Origin of the sequence: Corynebacterium urealyticum DSM 7109 (assembly GCF_000069945.1) — a bacterium.
GTDB classification, from domain to species: Bacteria; Actinomycetota; Actinomycetes; order Mycobacteriales; family Mycobacteriaceae; genus Corynebacterium; species Corynebacterium urealyticum.
Map to the genome: position 1 here is coordinate 1,812,524 of NC_010545.1, position 16,860 is coordinate 1,829,383.

At 64.3% G+C, this 16,860-nt stretch carries 14 protein-coding genes; 8 read left to right on the forward strand and 6 right to left on the reverse strand.

All coding sequences use genetic code 11. The features are described 5' to 3' along the window. The first annotated feature begins 132 nt into the window (after positions 1-132). The 3 genes from serC (at position 133) to CU_RS07835 (ending at position 3,661) form a co-directional block, all read left to right on the forward strand. Positions 133-1,272 (forward strand): phosphoserine transaminase, encoded by a 1,140-nt coding sequence (serC, locus tag CU_RS07825; protein ID WP_012360794.1) that lies wholly within the window; start codon positions 133-135, stop codon positions 1,270-1,272. Between the two features lie 189 nt (positions 1,273-1,461). Then, entirely contained in the window at positions 1,462-2,664 is a 1,203-nt protein-coding gene (gene sepH / locus CU_RS07830) for a septation protein SepH (RefSeq protein WP_012360795.1), read from the forward strand. A 25-nt stretch (positions 2,665-2,689) separates the two neighbouring features. Beyond that, positions 2,690-3,661 (forward strand): DUF6928 family protein, encoded by a 972-nt coding sequence (locus tag CU_RS07835; RefSeq protein WP_012360796.1) that lies wholly within the window; start codon positions 2,690-2,692, stop codon positions 3,659-3,661. A gap of 39 nt (positions 3,662-3,700) precedes the next feature. On the opposite strand, the gene CU_RS07840 is transcribed toward CU_RS07835, so the two are convergent. From CU_RS07840 to CU_RS07850, 3 genes are all read right to left on the reverse strand, one after another. Then, entirely contained in the window at positions 3,701-4,561 is an 861-nt protein-coding gene (locus CU_RS07840) for a TrmH family RNA methyltransferase (RefSeq protein WP_012360797.1), read from the reverse strand. Then, entirely contained in the window at positions 4,561-6,045 is a 1,485-nt protein-coding gene (locus CU_RS07845) for an NCS2 family permease (RefSeq protein WP_012360798.1), read from the reverse strand. Before CU_RS07845 ends, CU_RS07840 begins: the two co-directional genes overlap by 1 nt. Positions 6,046-6,252: 207 nt before the next feature. Then, positions 6,253-7,071 (reverse strand): DUF3027 domain-containing protein, encoded by an 819-nt coding sequence (locus tag CU_RS07850; RefSeq protein WP_012360800.1) that lies wholly within the window; start codon positions 7,069-7,071, stop codon positions 6,253-6,255. Here CU_RS07850 and CU_RS07855 point away from each other — a divergent pair. Together CU_RS07855 and CU_RS07860 are read left to right on the forward strand one after the other, a co-directional pair. Continuing rightward, complete coding sequence (locus tag CU_RS07855; RefSeq protein ID WP_012360799.1) at positions 7,055-7,927, forward strand: glutaminyl-peptide cyclotransferase; 873 nt, start codon at positions 7,055-7,057, stop codon at positions 7,925-7,927. The two genes, CU_RS07850 and CU_RS07855, sit on opposite strands and share 17 nt — an antisense overlap. Before the next feature lie 116 nt (positions 7,928-8,043). Beyond that, positions 8,044-8,694, forward strand: coding sequence for a DUF2771 domain-containing protein (locus CU_RS07860; protein ID WP_012360801.1), 651 nt, complete (start codon positions 8,044-8,046; stop codon positions 8,692-8,694). Positions 8,695-8,761: 67 nt separating this feature from the next. Here the strand turns inward: CU_RS07860 and CU_RS07865 are convergent, their stop codons facing one another. Beyond that, a complete protein-coding gene (locus CU_RS07865; RefSeq protein WP_012360802.1) occupies positions 8,762-9,145 on the reverse strand; it encodes a cold-shock protein in 384 nt (127 codons plus the stop codon). Between the two features lie 552 nt (positions 9,146-9,697). Between CU_RS07865 and CU_RS07870 the strand changes: the two genes are divergently transcribed. Continuing rightward, on the forward strand, positions 9,698-10,330 hold the full coding sequence (locus tag CU_RS07870) for a resuscitation-promoting factor Rpf1 domain-containing protein (RefSeq protein ID WP_041628511.1): 633 nt from the start codon (positions 9,698-9,700) through the stop codon (positions 10,328-10,330). A gap of 173 nt (positions 10,331-10,503) precedes the next feature. Here the strand turns inward: CU_RS07870 and CU_RS07875 are convergent, their stop codons facing one another. Continuing rightward, positions 10,504-10,695 (reverse strand): hypothetical protein, encoded by a 192-nt coding sequence (locus CU_RS07875; protein WP_012360804.1) that lies wholly within the window; start codon positions 10,693-10,695, stop codon positions 10,504-10,506. A 137-nt stretch (positions 10,696-10,832) separates the two neighbouring features. On the opposite strand from CU_RS07875, the gene CU_RS07880 reads away from it, so the two are divergent. Beyond that, positions 10,833-13,259, forward strand: a complete 2,427-nt coding sequence (locus CU_RS07880; protein WP_012360805.1) for a helicase-associated domain-containing protein — start codon at positions 10,833-10,835, stop codon at positions 13,257-13,259. A gap of 124 nt (positions 13,260-13,383) precedes the next feature. After that, positions 13,384-14,964 (forward strand): helicase-associated domain-containing protein, encoded by a 1,581-nt coding sequence (locus CU_RS07885; protein ID WP_012360806.1) that lies wholly within the window; start codon positions 13,384-13,386, stop codon positions 14,962-14,964. A gap of 16 nt (positions 14,965-14,980) precedes the next feature. On the opposite strand, the gene pbp2m is transcribed toward CU_RS07885, so the two are convergent. Continuing rightward, complete coding sequence (gene pbp2m, locus CU_RS10410; protein WP_012360807.1) at positions 14,981-16,762, reverse strand: penicillin-binding protein PBP2M; 1,782 nt, start codon at positions 16,760-16,762, stop codon at positions 14,981-14,983. Between the last annotated feature and the right edge of the window lie 98 nt (positions 16,763-16,860).

The following is a 16,860-nucleotide window of genomic DNA, read 5'->3' on the forward strand; positions in this document are numbered from 1 at the left end:
CGTCGCCACTACCCCCAGCGGGTGGCAGCGCCCAGAACGCCGCCCGCTAAAATGAGAACTGAACCACAAAGCCCACCGCCTCACGCGGCCACGCAGTGAGGACAGTTAGGACAGCAAGGAAGGTCCGAATCTATGGCAACCCCAAACAACGAACTGCCAACTCTGCCCCAGGAACTCATCCCCGGCGACGGCCGCTTCGGCTGCGGCCCGTCCAAGGTTCGCCCAGCTCAGCTGCAGGCCATCTCCGATAGCGCAGCCATCATGGGCACCTCCCACCGCCAGGCTGGGGTCAAGGACGTCGTCGGCAGCGTCCGCGAGGGCCTGAGCGAACTGTTCAGCCTCCCTGAGGGCCACGAGATCGTCCTCTCCCTCGGTGGCGCAACCGCATTCTGGGACGCCGCCAGCTTCGGCCTGATCCGCAACAAGTCCGCCCACCTCACTTACGGCGAGTTCTCCGGCAAGTTCGCCACCGTCTCCAAGAAGGCGCCATGGCTCGACGCCCCGGAGATCGTCGAGGCGGAGCCAGGCACCGCACCGTCCCCGTCCCAGCTGGATAACGCGGACGCCGACGTCGTCGCATGGGCCCACAACGAGACCTCCACCGGCGCGATGGTGGACGTCACCCGCCCGGCTGGCGACGCGCTCGTCCTGATCGACGCCACCTCCGGCGCTGGTGGTCTTCCGGTGGACATCGCCCAGACGGATGCCTACTACTTCTCCCCGCAGAAGTGCTTCGCCTCCGACGGTGGCCTGTGGCTCGCCGCCTTCTCCCCTGCCGCGATCGAGCGCGTCGAGGAGATCGCCGCAACCGACCGCTACATCCCGGCCTTCCTGGACCTGAAGACCGCCGTCGATAACTCCCGTAAGAACCAGACCTACAACACCCCGGCCGTCGGCACCCTGGTGATGCTCGACAACCAGGTGCAGTGGATGAATGAGAACGGCGGCCTGGACGGCATGGTCAAGCGCACCACCGAGTCCTCCAGCCACCTGTACTCCTGGGCTGAGGGCCGCGACGGCGCCAACCCGTTCGTCACCCCGGCATCCGCCCGCTCCCTGGTCGTGGGCACCATCGACTTCGACGAGTCCATCGACGCCGCGCAGATCGCCAAGATCCTGCGCGCCAACGGCATCCTGGACACCGAGCCGTACCGCAAGCTGGGCCGCAACCAGCTGCGCATCGGCATGTTCCCGGCCATCGACCCGGAGGATGTCAAGAAGCTGACCGCCGCGATCGACTGGATCCTCGATAACGGCCACGCCGCGAAGTAACTGATCCAGCGGGGCTGGTTTCTAGCCCCTCCCCTGCGCCGGCCGCGCGCCCGAGAATCACCCGGGCCCGGCCGGCGCCGACGTACCTGCCTGGGATTCGTTACCCAACAAGCACTGTGACTGCGACACACCGGCAGGCAATCTTCGTTAAAGTTGTTAAGAGTGATTTTTAGGCGTGAGGAGGCCCCAATGAGGGAACTGAAACTGGTAACGACTGACAGCGATGCTCAGTCGCTGGTTTTCGTACCCGCCGAGGCACCGGCGGGGGCTGAACCTGCCGAAGAGTTCTTCCTCGCGGTCACCGACGAACTCCGCGAGCTGCTGGGCGCGGCCGAGGGCAGCAAGTCGGGCTCCGAGCACGGCTCCGAGCAGGCTGCGGACGCGGCCGGGGTTCCGGCGGCAGACACCGAGGACCCGGGCGCCGAAGCGAAGGATGCTTCGGAGGACGACGCCGGTTCCGGTACCTCTGGTGACGGTCTGGCCGCCGCATTCTCCGAGCTGCGGGAAAACGAGTCCCGGGCCCGTGCCGAGCGCGAGCGCGCCCGCCAAACCGAGCAGGAGTCCGCAGACGAGGAGCGCGTCCGCAAGGGCTTCGGGACCAAGTCGGGCAGCGGGCGACCGCACCGCACCCGCATCGCGCTGAGCCCCCGCATCATCCAGGATCGGGTCCGCCACGGCGCCAGCATCGCGGAGCTCGCCGAGGAAGCAGACACGGACGAGTCCCGCATCGAGCCTTATGCGTGGCCCATCCTGCAGGAGCGCTCCCGCATTGCGGAGCTGGCCCGCTCGGCTCGCCCGGCCACGAGCGAGGGAACGTCCGAGCACACGCTGTGGGAGGCGCTGGCCACTGCCTTCGCTGCGCGCGAGGAGAACGTCGCCGACACCCAGTGGGATGCCCACCAGGATCAGTCCCGGCAGTGGGTCGTGACCGTCAGCTGGGCGAAGGCCGCGGCGGGGCAGACCAACACGCACTCCGCTGAGTTCCTCTTCGAGCCCTCCGCCACCGGTGGTCACAACCTGGTCCACCCGCTGGATTCCGTGGCACGCGACCTCGTGGATCCTCGTTTCTCCCAGCCGGTGCGCAGCGTGACCCCGCTGCACCCGGTGGACAATGCGGAGAGCGGTGGTGGTCACCCGGCCGCTGGCGCCCACGACCTGTTCGCCAACACCCAGGGAGGCACGACCCCCGAGCGCCGCGAGGATCAGCGTGCACCGGAGCAAGGCAATGCACCGGCCAGCGGCGAGGCCGCTGAATCGGGCGCCGAGCAGGGCGAGGATTTCCTCCTGCATCCGACCGAGGAGCAGGGCAAGAAGCGCCGCCGCAAGGCCGTTACCCCGCACTGGGAGGACGTCCTGCTGGGCGTACGCACCAATCCGAAGAAGAAGCGCTAAAGCACACCGTCGATAGGGTTAAGCCATGGCCGAAGAGACCGCGAACCCCAACCAGGGTGTCGTCATCACCCAGCCGCACACGCTGGTCACCTTGTGGTTCGTTAACGCGGCGGATCCCCGCAGCGTGTTGGACGCCGAACCCGCCCCCGACCGTGGCTTCGCGCGCAAGTACCTCGCCCAGGTCAACCCGGCCTGGCCGCTGACGCACATCGGGGACTTCGACATGACGCGCAGCACCTCACCCGATGTCCATGAGTTCTACATCGGCGCGTTCCCCGAGGTCTCGGTCGTGCAGACGATCATGCCGGGCCTACTGCGCCTCTCCGAGATCCCGGAGAGCTACCGCAACCTCGTCGCTGCCGCGGACGTGTATGCCACGGCCTACGTGCCCGAGGACGCCGGCGAATCCGAGGACTCCCAGACCTACGCTGGTCTGGGCGGATTCGCCCACTGGTCCGGCGGCACCCTCAAACGGGCGTTCAGCGCCACCCGGGAGAACATCCTGGAGGACGTGGGCCTTCCGATGCCCTTCGAGATGCCCTTCTGGGAGGGCAACGCCGAGGCCACAGGCATCCAGCTGCCGTTTATCCCCCACGAGATCGCCGCGGCCGCCGCCGAGGAGTGGCTGGGGTTCCGCACCGACGGCTCGGGCCCCAGCATCCACATCAGCGCCTTCGCTACCGACGGTCGGCCAGAGACGAAGTCGCGGGCCACCGATCCTGCCCGCCTTAGCGGAGCGCGTTCGCAGTCCGCCGAGGACTCCGGACTGTCCGGCACAGACGACGGCGCCAGCTACGACGACTACACCCCGGGTGGCACATCGAACACTGAGGTCAAGCCAGCAGCCGAGCTCGCGAAGGACGTCGCCGCCGCCACCGGTAGGCTCGCCGTGCGCGGCGCCAAGCAGGCCTGGGGCGGCCGCTACGGGATCAAGAACATGGGCCGCAAGCTCCGCGACGAGGCCCAGCGCCTGGCGCGCAATAGCGGGCGGAACTAACGCACGCGTCGGCCTGCCCCAGTCACCGCCGCCGTCCCCCTAGTAGCGGCTGGCGTAGAAGCCGATGGCGGCGGCCGTCGCCACGTTCAGCGAGTCCGTCCCCGGCATCATCGGAATTTTCGCCCGCATATCGGCCGCGCGCATCGCGTGCTCCGTCAAACCCGGACCTTCGGCACCAACCATGATCGCGATGCGCGCCCCCTCCCCCTGCTCGCGACGCACCGCGAGCACCGCGTCCGCCAAACTCAGCTCCGTGTCCGGGGTCATCGCGATGATCTGAAAGCCTGCCTCCCGGACCGCGTCCAGGCCGTGCTGCCAGTTCGTCGTCTTGCCCGAAAAACGCGCCCACGGCACGCGCAACACGTGCCCCATGCTCACGCGTACCGCGCGACGATACAGCGGGTCAGCCGTTGCCGCACCAAAAAGCACCGCATCGACCCCCAGGCCCGCGGCGTTGCGGAAGAGCGCACCAATATTCTCGTGGTCCCCCACGCCCTCCAGGATGGCGATCACGCTCGGCCCAGCGGGAATATCCGCCAGGACCTCCGGAACCGTGCGTTCCGGGATGCGGTCCGCCGCGGCTACGAGTCCGCGGTGCATGTCGAAGCCCGCAACCTCCCGCAGCACCTCGCGGGAGACCTGGTAGACCACTGGTCCGCCGGCCGGCTGGGCGGCCGAGCAGGTGACGTCCTGAAGAACGGAGAGCTTGCCCTCGAAACCGACCACCGACCGCACCGGGTACCCCGAGGACAACAGTCGTGGCACGACCAGCGAGCCCTCCACGATGACCAGCCCCTTGCCGCCCGGCAGGTCGGGCCGGGAATCCGAGGAATTGAGGTCCCGGAAATCGTCTAGCCGCGGGTCTGCCGGGTCGGTGATGGCGATCGGGGCCAGATGCACTAGTTAATCGCCCCCAGGATCGGGTCCACAGCGAAGTACACGACGAACAGTGCAGCCACGACGTACAGCAGCGGGTGGACCTTCTTCGCGCGGCCCGCGAGCACGGACATCACCACGTAGGTCACGAAGCCCACGCCGATGCCGTTGGCGATGGAGTAGGTAAACGGCATGACGACGATCGTCAGGAACGCCGGCAGTGCGATGGAGAAGTCGCTGAAGTTGATGTCCTTGACCTGCGACATCATCATCGCACCAACGATCACCAGAACGGGTGCCGCGGCCTCGATCGGGACGATCTCGTACAGCGGGGTGAGGAACATCGCGGCGAGGAACAGCAGGCCGGTGACGACGTTCGCCAGGCCGGTGCGGGCACCGTCAGCGATACCGGAGGCGGAGTCCACGAAGACAGTGTTGGAGGAGGCAGATGCCGCGCCACCGACGACCGCACCCGCGCCCTCGACGACCAGGGCGGTCTTCAGGTTCGGCAGGCGGTCCTCATCATCCATGAGATTGGCCTGCTTACCGAGCGCGGTCATGGTGCCCATGGCGTCGAAGAAGTTCGCGAGCACCAGGGTGAACACCAGCAGGGAGGCTGCGAGCACGCCCACGCGGGAGAAAGCACCAAGCAGGTCGACCGCACCCAGCAGGGAGAGGTCCGGCAGGCCGCCCACAGAATCCGGCAGGGTAGGCACGGACAGGGACCAGCCCTTCGGGTTCGGCTCACCGTTCTCGAAAGACGCGCCCGACGGTGCGAGTGCCTCGATGACGACCGCAATGATGGTGTTGATGACGATGCCAATGAACAGGCCACCACGGACCTTGCGGACCACGAGCCCGCCACAGATCAGCAAACCGAGGACGAAGACGAGGGTCGGCCAGGTAGCGATCGAGCCGTTGATGCCCAGGCCGACCGGGACAGTGGTGCCAGCGGCATCCGGGACGCGTCGGACGAAGCCGGAGTCCACCAGGCCGATCATGGCGATGAACAGGCCGATACCCACGCCGATCGCAGCCTTCAGGCTGGCCGGGATCGAGTTGAAGACCGCCTCGCGGAAGCCCGTGACGGCCAGGAGGACGATGATGATGCCGTCGATGACCACCAGGCCCATGGCCTCTGGCCAGGTCAGCCCCTCGGTAGCAACGAAAGTCACCGCGACCAGGGTGTTGATGCCCAGGCCGGCGGCGATACCGAACGGGTACTTGGCAATGACACCAAAAGCAATGGTCATCACGCCGGCAGCGAAGGCCGTCACCGCGGCGACGCGGGAGGTGCCGAGGACGTCGCCGTTGACGTCCGCGCCCGTTCCCAGGATCAGCGGGTTCAGAATGATGATGTAGGCCATCGCGAAAAACGTGACCACGCCACCGCGAATCTCGTCGGGGATGGTGGAGCCACGCTCCGTGATGTGGAAGAAGCGATCCAACCCGCTACGGGCGGGCTGTTGCGATGGAGCCGAATCTGGTGAGGCGGCGGAGGTGGACATGGACGTGCACAATCCCTTCGGACGCAGTGTTATTTCGCCTAAGAGATTCTCACTTCGGCCCAAGATTCTGCAACCAACAGCCTCGTTGGCTCGGGGGTGGCCGGGGCTGGTCGCGGGGCTGCGGTCAGAACTTGCGCGGAGCCCTACCTACGGGTGGCCGGGGATGCGGCAACAACCGCGCCAGACGCTGCGCCGACCGTGGTGGCTTTAGATCCCGTCGTCGAAGGCGCCGTACTCGCGGCCACCGGTGGAGTCGAACTCCTCCTTCGTCTCCGAATGCGCGCCGCAGCCGTAGGTCGCGTGCACTACGCGCCCATCGGCGGAATACTCATTAGTGCACATGCCGAACTGGGTATCGGGGTTATTGATCGGCAGGTAGAAAGCGCAGGTCTTGCAGCTCATCGCCGCCTTCTCCGCGAACTCGGAGTTCGGGCCGAAGTTGCCCTTCCGCCACCGCTGCAGGGTGTCGGCCAGTCCCTTCGCGCTCAGCGCCTGTGGTGCCTTCTGGTTGCGGGGGAAGTTCTCCAGTTCAGCGCGCCGGTCCTTCGCCAGCTCGTCCCAGGACGCCAGGCGCTCGTCGTCTTCCCGTGGCGGGAGGGTGTCGCCGGGGCCCAGGTCCCCCGGGCGCACGCGATCTTCGTAGGGAACCCACTCGGGCGCGAGTTCGGCCTTCGCCCCTGCTTGGAGGGCGACCTCGTTGACGGTGATCTCCTGGCTGCCCGGCACCGCGGCGAGCACTGCGATCCATTCCCAGTCCTTATATCCGGGGGTGAGGCTCGCGAAGCGGTGAATGGCCACGTGCCCGGAGTCCTGCCCCTGGCGCGGCGGAACCTTCACCCCGAGGTGCTCGCCCACCTCCCCCTCGGCTGCCTCGGTGATTACCTCCCGGGCAATCTCACGGGCCTCGGCGCTGAAGAGCAGCTGGTCGCGCTGTTTCTTGTGCTTAGTCATCTCCCCCATTATGCCCTGCACGCCACCGAGCGGGGCACAGCCGAGCGCCTGGGGCACAATGGAGGCCATGACCATTGCAGCTTTTGCCCGTTCTGCGCGCCGGCCTGTCCGGCTGATGATCGGTGCGGTACTCGCCGCTGGCCTGCTGACCGGCTGCGGCTCCGCCGACGACGAGGCCACCCAGGCCGCCGGGCCCGCCACGGCAGCGGAAGATGCCCGCCAGCCAGAGCAGCTCAAGGCCACCGTGATCGCCGAGCACCCGTGGGACGCCACCAGCTTCACCCAGGGCGTGGAGGTCGTGGACGAAGGAAAACTCCTGGTGGGGACGGGCCGCAACGGCGAATCCCGGATTTACCACAGCACCATCGACGGTGAGCAGTCCGATAGCCACGACCTCGACCGCCGCTACTTCGGCGAAGGGGTCACCCGCCACGTCGATAAGGACGGCCACGCCACCGTCTGGCAACTGACCTGGAAGGAAAACACCGCATTCCGGCGGGACGCCGACACCCTAAAGGAACTGGACCAAGTCCGCTACGAGGGCGAGGGCTGGGGAATCTGCTCCACCGGGGAGCAGCTGGTGATGAGTGACGGCTCCGGCACGCTGACCTTCCGCGATCCGGAGAGTTTCGCCGCCACGGGCAGCGTGGATGTCACGCGCGGCGGCGAGCCCACCACCATGCTCAACGAGCTCGACTGCCGGGGTGACGAGGTCTGGGCCAATGTGTGGCAAAGCGACGAGATCTACCGCATCGACCCCGCCACCGGGGAGGTCACCGGGGTCGTGGACATGACGGGGCTGGTGCCCACCGCTCGGCAGGCCGGGGTCGACGTCCTCAACGGCATCGCCCACGTGCCGGGAACCGACCGCTTCTACCTGACCGGGAAGCTGTGGGACACGATGTACGAGGTCACCTTCGAGCCCGCGTAGGAGCTACGGGCCGCCACTCCCCTCCTCAAGGTATTCTCCGATCGCACGCTGCGGGGGTGCGCCCGGCAGGGGCAGCCACTGCGACTTTGCGTCGGCGCAAGTTAGCATGAGTAGCCGTGAACTCTTCTAACTCTCAACCGCGTCCCGAGGACACCGAGCAGTTCCTCAAGCGAGCCAACGCAAGCAAGCCGACCCCGGCGGAGGGCGCACCGCAGCGCTCCCGCCCCAGCGCGAAGCAGCGCCGCAAAGCAGAGCAGCGCAAGCAGCTGATCACCATGCTGAGCATTCTCGCGCTCGTCGTGGTGATCGTCGGCGCCGTACTAGCGGTGAACTGGTGGCAGAACAACCGCGAGGGAACCCTGCCGGAAAACCAGCGCGTCGTCGCCGTCGTCGGGGACGAAGAGGTAGAAATCCCACCGTATTCGGCCTGCGAGATCGACGACCCCGATTGCGAGCCAGGAAAGCCCTTCGAGCTGGACTTCAAGGGCCAGGAGGAGATCACCCTCCGCATCCCGGAGGATGTCTACGACCACGACTGGGCAATGCTCAGCATCTTCGACGACCCGGGCGCGAACGACGAGCAGTACCACAAGGCCAACGAGACGACCGAGACCACGGTGCGGCTGAAGTCGGAGAAGAAGAAGTCCGACGGATCCAACCCCGAGCTCACCGTGGTGGAAATCCACTCCCTGCTCGTCGGTCGCGACGCTGACGGCGAGGAGACCCCCGTGGCCACGGTATGGGCCATCTCCCCGGCCGGAAAATAACAGCCAGAGCAAAAGGAACGCCCCGGCATTGCCGGGGCGCAAGGGTGTTATTAGGGGCTAACGGGGGTTAGGAATCGAGCTCGCGCGCGATAGTGCGAAGAATCTCTACGATCTGGCGAGAGTCACGGCGATCCGGTCGGTGCCCCGCCTGCAGGACCGGAACAACCTCGGAGTCCAACAGGTTGATGGTGTCCTGCACCATGCCAGCCAGCTGCTCTGGCTTAAAGCGGTGCTGGGCGCGGCGGGGACCGGCGTCCAGAATGGTCAAGCTGAGCGCCTGTGGTCCGCGACGGGCAGCCACAAACTCATATTCCACGCGCTGACCTGGGACGAGTTCCGTGACCCCCTCGGGCAGAACCTGGCGGCCGACGTAGACGTCCTCCTCACCAGGATTGGATACAAAGCCGAAGCCCTTGTCGGCGTCGAACCAACGAACTTTACCGACTGGCATGTTGCCTCACCTTTCTTCTCTTCCTTACCTTGGCGCGCTGTGCGGTCTTTCCCGCGAGGCTTCACGCGCCGTGGGGCGGATGCCGCAAGCAACGTCCGCACGGTGAATGTGCGATCCCGCCCAGTGTTAAGCCTCCAGGATACCCGCTTCGGCGCGCACCCCTGGGCTACTGAAGAAGCTGAAATTAGCAGGCCGCCCCAGCGAGTGCACAATCCATGACGCAGGCCACTGCGTGGCACATCAATGCGCCGAAACCCCGCCCCGATCGGTGAAACACGTCACAATCCAGGAAAAAATTACGATTCGTTATTTTTCATTAACGGCCAGGTCAAATGCCTTTTATAAGGGCCTCCCACCGAACGCGCGGCGGGTTTTCTTCCCGAAGAACGTGACTATTTCGTTATAAACGGCTAGCGTATGTTCTCAGCACAGAGCAGAACGCTCACAGCGTCGCGCACATCAGCACGGCGCACCATTGAAGCAAGAGAACACGAAACGAACGGTTTTCGGCCGGTCACAGCACCGGCCACCGGAAGGGAAACTCAAGAAAAAATGGGACGCCACTCGAAGCGCAACTCCATCTCCACCGTCGGCCGCATCGCCGTCGCAGGTGCCGCACTCTCCGCAGGTGCCGCCGCTTTCGCACCGGCAGCCTCCGCTGCACCGGACTCTGACTGGGACCGCCTGGCTCAGTGTGAGGCCGGCGGCAACTGGCAGATCAACACCGGCAACGGCTACCACGGTGGCCTGCAGTTCTCCCCGTCCACCTGGAACGCATACGGTGGCCAGAAGTACGCACCGTACGCATACCAGGCAAGCCGTGAGCAGCAGATCGCCGTCGCCGAGAAGGTCCTGGCAGGCCAGGGCTGGGGCGCATGGCCGTCCTGCTCCGCACAGCTGGGCCTGAACTCTGCCCCGACCCAGCGCGACGTGCCTGCGAAGAAGGCTGCACCGCAGGCTACGGCCAAGAAGGCTGTTTCCCAGCTCGCCCAGCAGAAGGACGTCCTGGCGATCGATAAGGTCTACCAGCAGATCGTCGAGCGCTTCGAGGCTGCAGGCCTGGCAGTCCCGGCACCGGTCGAGGAGTTCTACAAGGCTCACCGCGTGAACCTCAACAACCACCTCAACGCGCACAACGCCCGCGTTGCTCAGGCACAGCAGATCCTGAACCAGTTCGGCCTCTAAGCTCAACGCTTCAGTCCGAACAGCACACAGCCCCGGCTAGCGAGGAAAACTCGCCGACCGGGGCTGTTGTAATTGCTAGCCGCTCCTGCCCGTGGCAGCTATCGCTTAACGCTGGCGGTTAGAAACGCGAAATCCGCCGTGGGGAGCTTGAACCCCACGGCGTGAAAACGCTATTAGCGGTTGATCACCGTGTCTGGGTGGACGTACGGGAGAGTGGAGGAGTCCACCGGCCACTCGATCTCGCCGTAAGGGGAAAGAGCGCCTGCCGAGAACGCCACCAGCTCGGTGACAGCGTGCTGACCCTCTGGAATATCAGTCGGCCACGCCGGGTCTACATAGCCTTTTTTCTTTTCAACGTTCGCCATAGTTTGAGTTTCTCACATCACACCGAAAATCGCACCATAGGAGGCGAAAAACAGCTGACCGGTCCACCCGTTTGGGAAAGCCCGCGCTTCGCTGCCGACGGACGCAGGCGGGGCCAGTCCATTAGAATGGTTTGCCTATGACTGCCCCCGACTCTCCCCGTGACGATGCATCGAACCCTCCCCTCAGCTATCCCGCATGGCTGCTGGGGCAGGATTACGCGTCGCTAGCCGGGCTCCTGGGCAGGCTCCACAGCCGCGGGGCGATTGACCTGCTCGCCCCCACTCCCCTCTCCGAGCTTGGATCCACCGCCCGCGGGGCGTCCTATTACGCAGGTTCCGACACGCTGGCTGGTGCGGCGGGCGCGTTGGACGACACGCTGCTCGACAGCGCCAGCATTCGCTTCCTCTCCGCCATCGAGCTGCTGGTACTGCACGCCGGCTTCGAACTAGACGCAACTCACGACTGGATCAGCGCCAGCGACATCATTGCGACCGCCACAGAACTACTGGACATCGCTGGAACGCCGGCCGAGCGCCGCCCCAGCCAGGCGGATCTGCTGGCAGCCATGCGCTCCTGCGCGTCATGGGGCCTGATCTACGGCCCCCGGTGGTCGCTATCCCTCGACTCGGAGCACCCGTCCGATTCCGAGCACCTGGACGAACTTCTACTCAAACTACCCGGACCCCTCACTACCATGTTCCACCCCTCGGTCCGGGAACTGTGGCGGCTTGCTGACTGCAACCGCTGCCCCATCCCCACGGCGGAGCTACCCGACACGGTGGAGGCCCTCCCCGACCGCCAGCGTCGCCTGCTCAGCACCCTCAACAACGCGGGCGGGGTGGGCCATTCCGAATCCCTGCGGCCGGGCGCAGACCCCGACCAGCCACTGCCCACCTTGGTGCGCACCGGGATCTTGGACCAAATCGATGAGAACACCGCCCGGTTAAGCGGCCGAGTCGCCCAGTACCTACGGGGCACCCTGATCGCCGAACCCGGCGGAGACTTCCGCCCGGCGCGCCCTGTCAACCGTTCGACCGGCGAGGCCGGCCCCCATGACCCGGCAGCTGTCGAGGATTCGGCGTCCGAGCCTTCGACCACCGACCCGAATAGTCAGGCCTCGGCCACGGCGGTCGCGAATGTCATCCAGACGATTCAGGACTTAACCGAACTACTGGAGGAACTGGGGTCCGAGCCCATTCAGCCGCTGATGTCCGGCGGCATTGGGGTCCGTGAAATGAACCGCATCGCTCGCCGCTGGGGCACCGACTCCGATGAGGTGGCCCGCCGCCTCACGCTGGCTTACGAGGCAGGCCTGGTGGACCTTGGTTTTGCACACCCACCCGCCGGAGACGGCCCAGTCTGGGCTCCGACCGAGCCAGCCATGGACTTCCTTGAAGCCTCCCTAGCTACCCAGTGGGCGATGCTGCTGCTCGGTTGGCACGCTAGCCCCTACGCCCCCTGGCATGCTGAGGCGCTGGATGTCCGCGCCTTCCAGGAGGAGTTGCTGGACCCGAATGCGGCTCACCTCCGCCAGTTGTTTCCCTTCCTTTTTAGGACGCCAACGGGCGCGACGACAACCACCGCGCAACTCGCTGATCAGCTGTGGCGTGTGCAGCCTTTCCAGGCCTGGGGCACGACCGCGGAGGGGCTGGAGGCGATCGTCGCGGAGTCGGTGGACCTGGGGCTCACCGCGTTGGGAGAACCCACGGCAGCGCTGTCGGCTTTGAAGCTAGCCCGCGAGGCCGCTGAGGCTCGTGCCGCCCGATCCGCAGCCGCGGCTGCCCACGCCCCAGATGACGTCAGCGCGGCGGAGGATGACAACGATGACGACGACCCCGTCGTCGCGCTGGCAGCAAGCCTGGACGAGCTGCTGCCTTCCCCTGTCAAGTACCTCATCATCCAGGGCGATCACACCGTCATGGCCCCGGGCCTGCTGGCTTCGGCAGACGCGGCGATGCTGCGAGCCATGGCAGTGCAGGAATCCTCCGGCATCGCCTCGGTCTGGCGGATCACGAAGGCGAGCCTGCAGTCCGCGTTCCGTACCGGGCATCGCAGCGAGGAGGTCTCAGAGTTCCTCTCAACCATGACCCCGGGCGGGCTGCCGGCGGTGCCGCAGTCCATCCGGTACCTCATCGAGGATGCCGAGCGAGGCCTTGAGCTCTCGGGCAGCACCCCGGAGGATGCCTCGGCCAGCGGCCGCAGCTCCGTGCCGCACCGCCTGCAAGGAAGGTCAGGCCGGCATTCCGACTCGCAGCTGCGGGAGGCCATCGCAGCCGAGATCGAAAGCTACCGACGGGCCGCGAGCGTCGAGAGCGAGGCCCACGAGGGCGACGAAGTCACGCTGACCGAGCCCCGCGCCGCGCTGTCCGCGCTGCGTCAGGCCTATGCCGCGGGCCACCAGGTGCGCCTGAGCTACGCAGAGGCGGATGGTTCTACGGTGAGCGCGTGGATCTCGGTGGTGATGGTCACTGCCTCGCAGATCACCGCAGTGACCGAGCCGGATGGCGAGACCTTCACGGTGCACCCGCACCGAGTGGTCGCAGTCTCCGTCCCTTCGCGCTAGCCTGAAGTTTTGACGCTTTTCGGGTCGGCTCAAGCAGCAGACCCGGAATACAAGTGTTTCTGCCCCGGCGCGACCGTTTTCCGCACCGCCGGGTCACACGTCTTCCAAGGAAAGGACAACGGCTTTGCCCATCGGCGACGGCCCCTTGATCGTGCAGTCGGATAAGACCGTGCTGCTCGAGATCGACCACCCGAAGGCGCAGGAGGCGCGCACCGCGCTGGCCCCGTTCGCGGAACTGGAGCGCGCCCCGGAGCACGTGCACACCTACCGCATCACCCCGCTGGCGCTGTGGAACGCCCGCGCGGCAGGGCACGACGCGGAGCAGATCATGGACGTGCTGGAAACCTACTCGCGGTTCCCCGCCCCGCAGCCGCTGCTCATCGACATTGCCGACACGATGGATCGCTACGGGCGGCTGAAGCTCATCAAGCACCCAGCGCACGGGCTCGTGCTAGAGACGACGGACAGGGCTGTGCTGACGGAGATCCGGCGTCACAAAAAGATCAAGCCCATGTTGGGCGCAGAGATCGACGAGGACTCGATCGTTGTGCACCCTTCCGAGCGCGGCAGGCTCAAGCAGGAACTGCTGAAGGTCGGCTGGCCCGCAGAGGACCTGGCGGGATACGTCGACGGCGAGGCACACCCCATCGAGCTGTCGCAGGAACACGAAGAATGGCAGCTGCGCGACTACCAGGAGATGGCGGCCGATAGCTTCTGGGAAGGCGGCTCGGGCGTGGTAGTGCTGCCATGTGGTGCGGGCAAGACGATGGTCGGCGCGGCCTCGATGGCCAAGGCAAAGGCCACCACCCTGATCCTGGTGACGAACACCGTCGCGGGCAGGCAGTGGAAGGACGAGCTAGTGCGCCGCACCTCCCTGACGGAGGATGAAATCGGCGAATACTCCGGAGAGAAGAAGGAGATCCGCCCCGTGACCATCGCCACCTACCAAGTGGTCACGCGCAAGTCGAAGGGCGAATACCGGGCGCTGGAGCTGTTCGACTCCCGCGACTGGGGCTTAATCATTTACGACGAGGTTCACCTGCTGCCTGCCCCGGTGTTCCGCATGACCTCCGACCTGCAGTCTCGCCGCCGTCTGGGGCTCACCGCCACCCTGGTGCGCGAGGACGGCCGCGAAGGCGACGTATTCAGCCTGATCGGGCCGAAGCGCTATGACGCCCCATGGAAGGACATCGAGGCCTTCCTGGATCGCATGTCCCCCGGCGGTCTCTCGTCCGTTCCCCAGTCCCTGCGGTATTTGATTGACGACGCCACCAGGGCATTCCAGCAGGGCTCCGCCACCGAACCCCACTCGGCTCGTGTCCCGTCTCGCGTGGATACTCCCCAGCGCAACATCATGGACATCACTGGGGACTCCACCGAGATCGCCTCGGAGATCGACGGCGCCGTGGAGGGTTTTCGCCGCGCCCACGACCAGGCCATCGCCGTGGACCCGGCGGACGGCACGAAGGCCTCGGACACCCGGACCTTCCGCTCGCCGCGGGAGATCATGTCCGAGCTGCGCCGCGCCTATACCGCGGGCACACAGGTGCGCCTGCACTACGTGGACTATGCGGGTGCCACCAGCCATGACTGGATCTCCATCGTGATGATGACCCCCTCCACCATCTCCGCGGTGCTCGAATCCACCGGGGAGAGCCTCACGATCCAACCCCACCGCATCGCTGCGGTGGACGTGCCGTGCTAGAGGTTATGACGCAAGTTTATTGAATTCCAGAGAATTTCTGAACATCCGGCGAGCGAAGGAAACGCCCGGCCATTTCCACAGCTGGCTGAGAAGAATCTCCTTCGATTACAAGGGACGCAATCGCCAATTCCCCTGTCGTTCCAGCGAACCAGCCATTGGAAAGCTTGCCATCAATTTCTGCTGTACCAGTCTTTCCGCTAAGTGCACTAAGATCACTCAACGACCTAGCTGAACCGTGGTCAATTGTTGATTTCATCATCGTCCGGAGGCTTTGAATAGTTGTATCGCTGACATGCTGGTCTGCCTGTTTATTCACTACTGTCTGTTCGCCTTGAATGAGCTGTGGAGGAACAAGCAAGCCGCCGTTAGCGACAGTCGATTGCATGAGCGCAATCCCAAATGGACTAGCTAGAACCTCGCCCTGTCCAATAGAAGCCTCCACACGAGGAGCTCCAGCCGGTGTCCGCGGCACCGAACCAGTAAGTGTGGTCATCCCTGGTACGTCGAAGTCGGAGCCAATTCCGAGTTCTAAAGCAGTCCGTTGCAGATCATCTTCTCCCAAACGATCCGAAATGACCGCTTGGGTTGTGTTACATGATTGGGCGAAAGCTTCTTCCAGTCGAACGCTACCTAGATCGAAGTCATGATCGTTGGGAATCTTGCGTCCAGCGACGGTGATATTGCTAGGACAAGGTAGTTCCTCATCCATGCTGACTGCCCCTGCCTCTAGTGCCGCCGCTGTGGTCACAGTTTTGAACGTCGATCCCGGTGGGAATAGCCCGGTGAGTGCGATTGGCCCTTGGTTATTTGCCTTGTCATTTTGTGCAACGGCAAGGACACCTCCTGTTCTAGGATTGAGCACGACTAGAACTGCGGCACGTTGCTCACTGTCCACTGCTTGTTTTGCTGCGCTTTGCAGTGTGTTATCCAGAGTGGTTGCGATTGGCTGAACTCGGCGAGGCGGCTCAGAGGCTACCGTCGTCATACCTTGTGAACTCTCAGCGCGTATCGACCATCCTGAATTAGCATCGAGCACTGACTCCCAATATTTGTTCAATTCAGCATCCATCGGAGAGTTAAGAGTTTTGGACACGCTTAAGAGACGCCCCTGCTCCACAGTGGAAATTCCCTCAAAGGTCCTAAGTTGCTCTTGTATCTTCCGGAATTCTTCCTGCCTCAAAGTGAGGAGCACGGTGTCTTCATCCTGAGACTCTCCCAAGGTCTGCTCGATCCACTCCTTAGTCGTTGTGGGAGACACTGGTGCAAAAATCTGGGCCAATTCCTGCGCTCTAGAGGCTATATCTTTGCGACCTCGTACCTGAATAACTTTCGTCCAGGTCATATATTCATTGCCCAAGCGATCTTTAATTGGAAGATCGTACTGTTTATCTTCAGCAAAAAAGAGTGCGGAATCATCGCTCAACTGAGCTTCGAAGATCGAAGGCAACCATTGAGGCTTACCATCCTGTCCACTAAGGACGAGCCGACCATTGCTCTCCAACTCCACACCATCTTTGGACCAAGTCACATGAGTATTCTGCTTTCCATTGGAAATATCAGATTTTTCGATGTTGACCTTCACACCATGAAGTGACTGCCGAAATTCATGAAGGGCGCGCTCCGGGTCTGGATGATCCAGATACCGTGCAGCCTTGCTGTCATCTCCCGCGTTGAAAGCTTTGAGAAATACGTCTGAGTCTGATTCCCACGGTAGAGCTGAACAGCTGCTCAACATCACTGCGGAGAGCGAACAGAGTGCAATCACCGACTGACGGAAACGATTGTGCTTAGTCATCATGGGAGTGACGTTAAGTGAGACGCATTGGATGCCACCAATATCACATAATGCAATTGTCTCATTTCATTCACATATAGGCGATGGTAGAAGTGTGTATT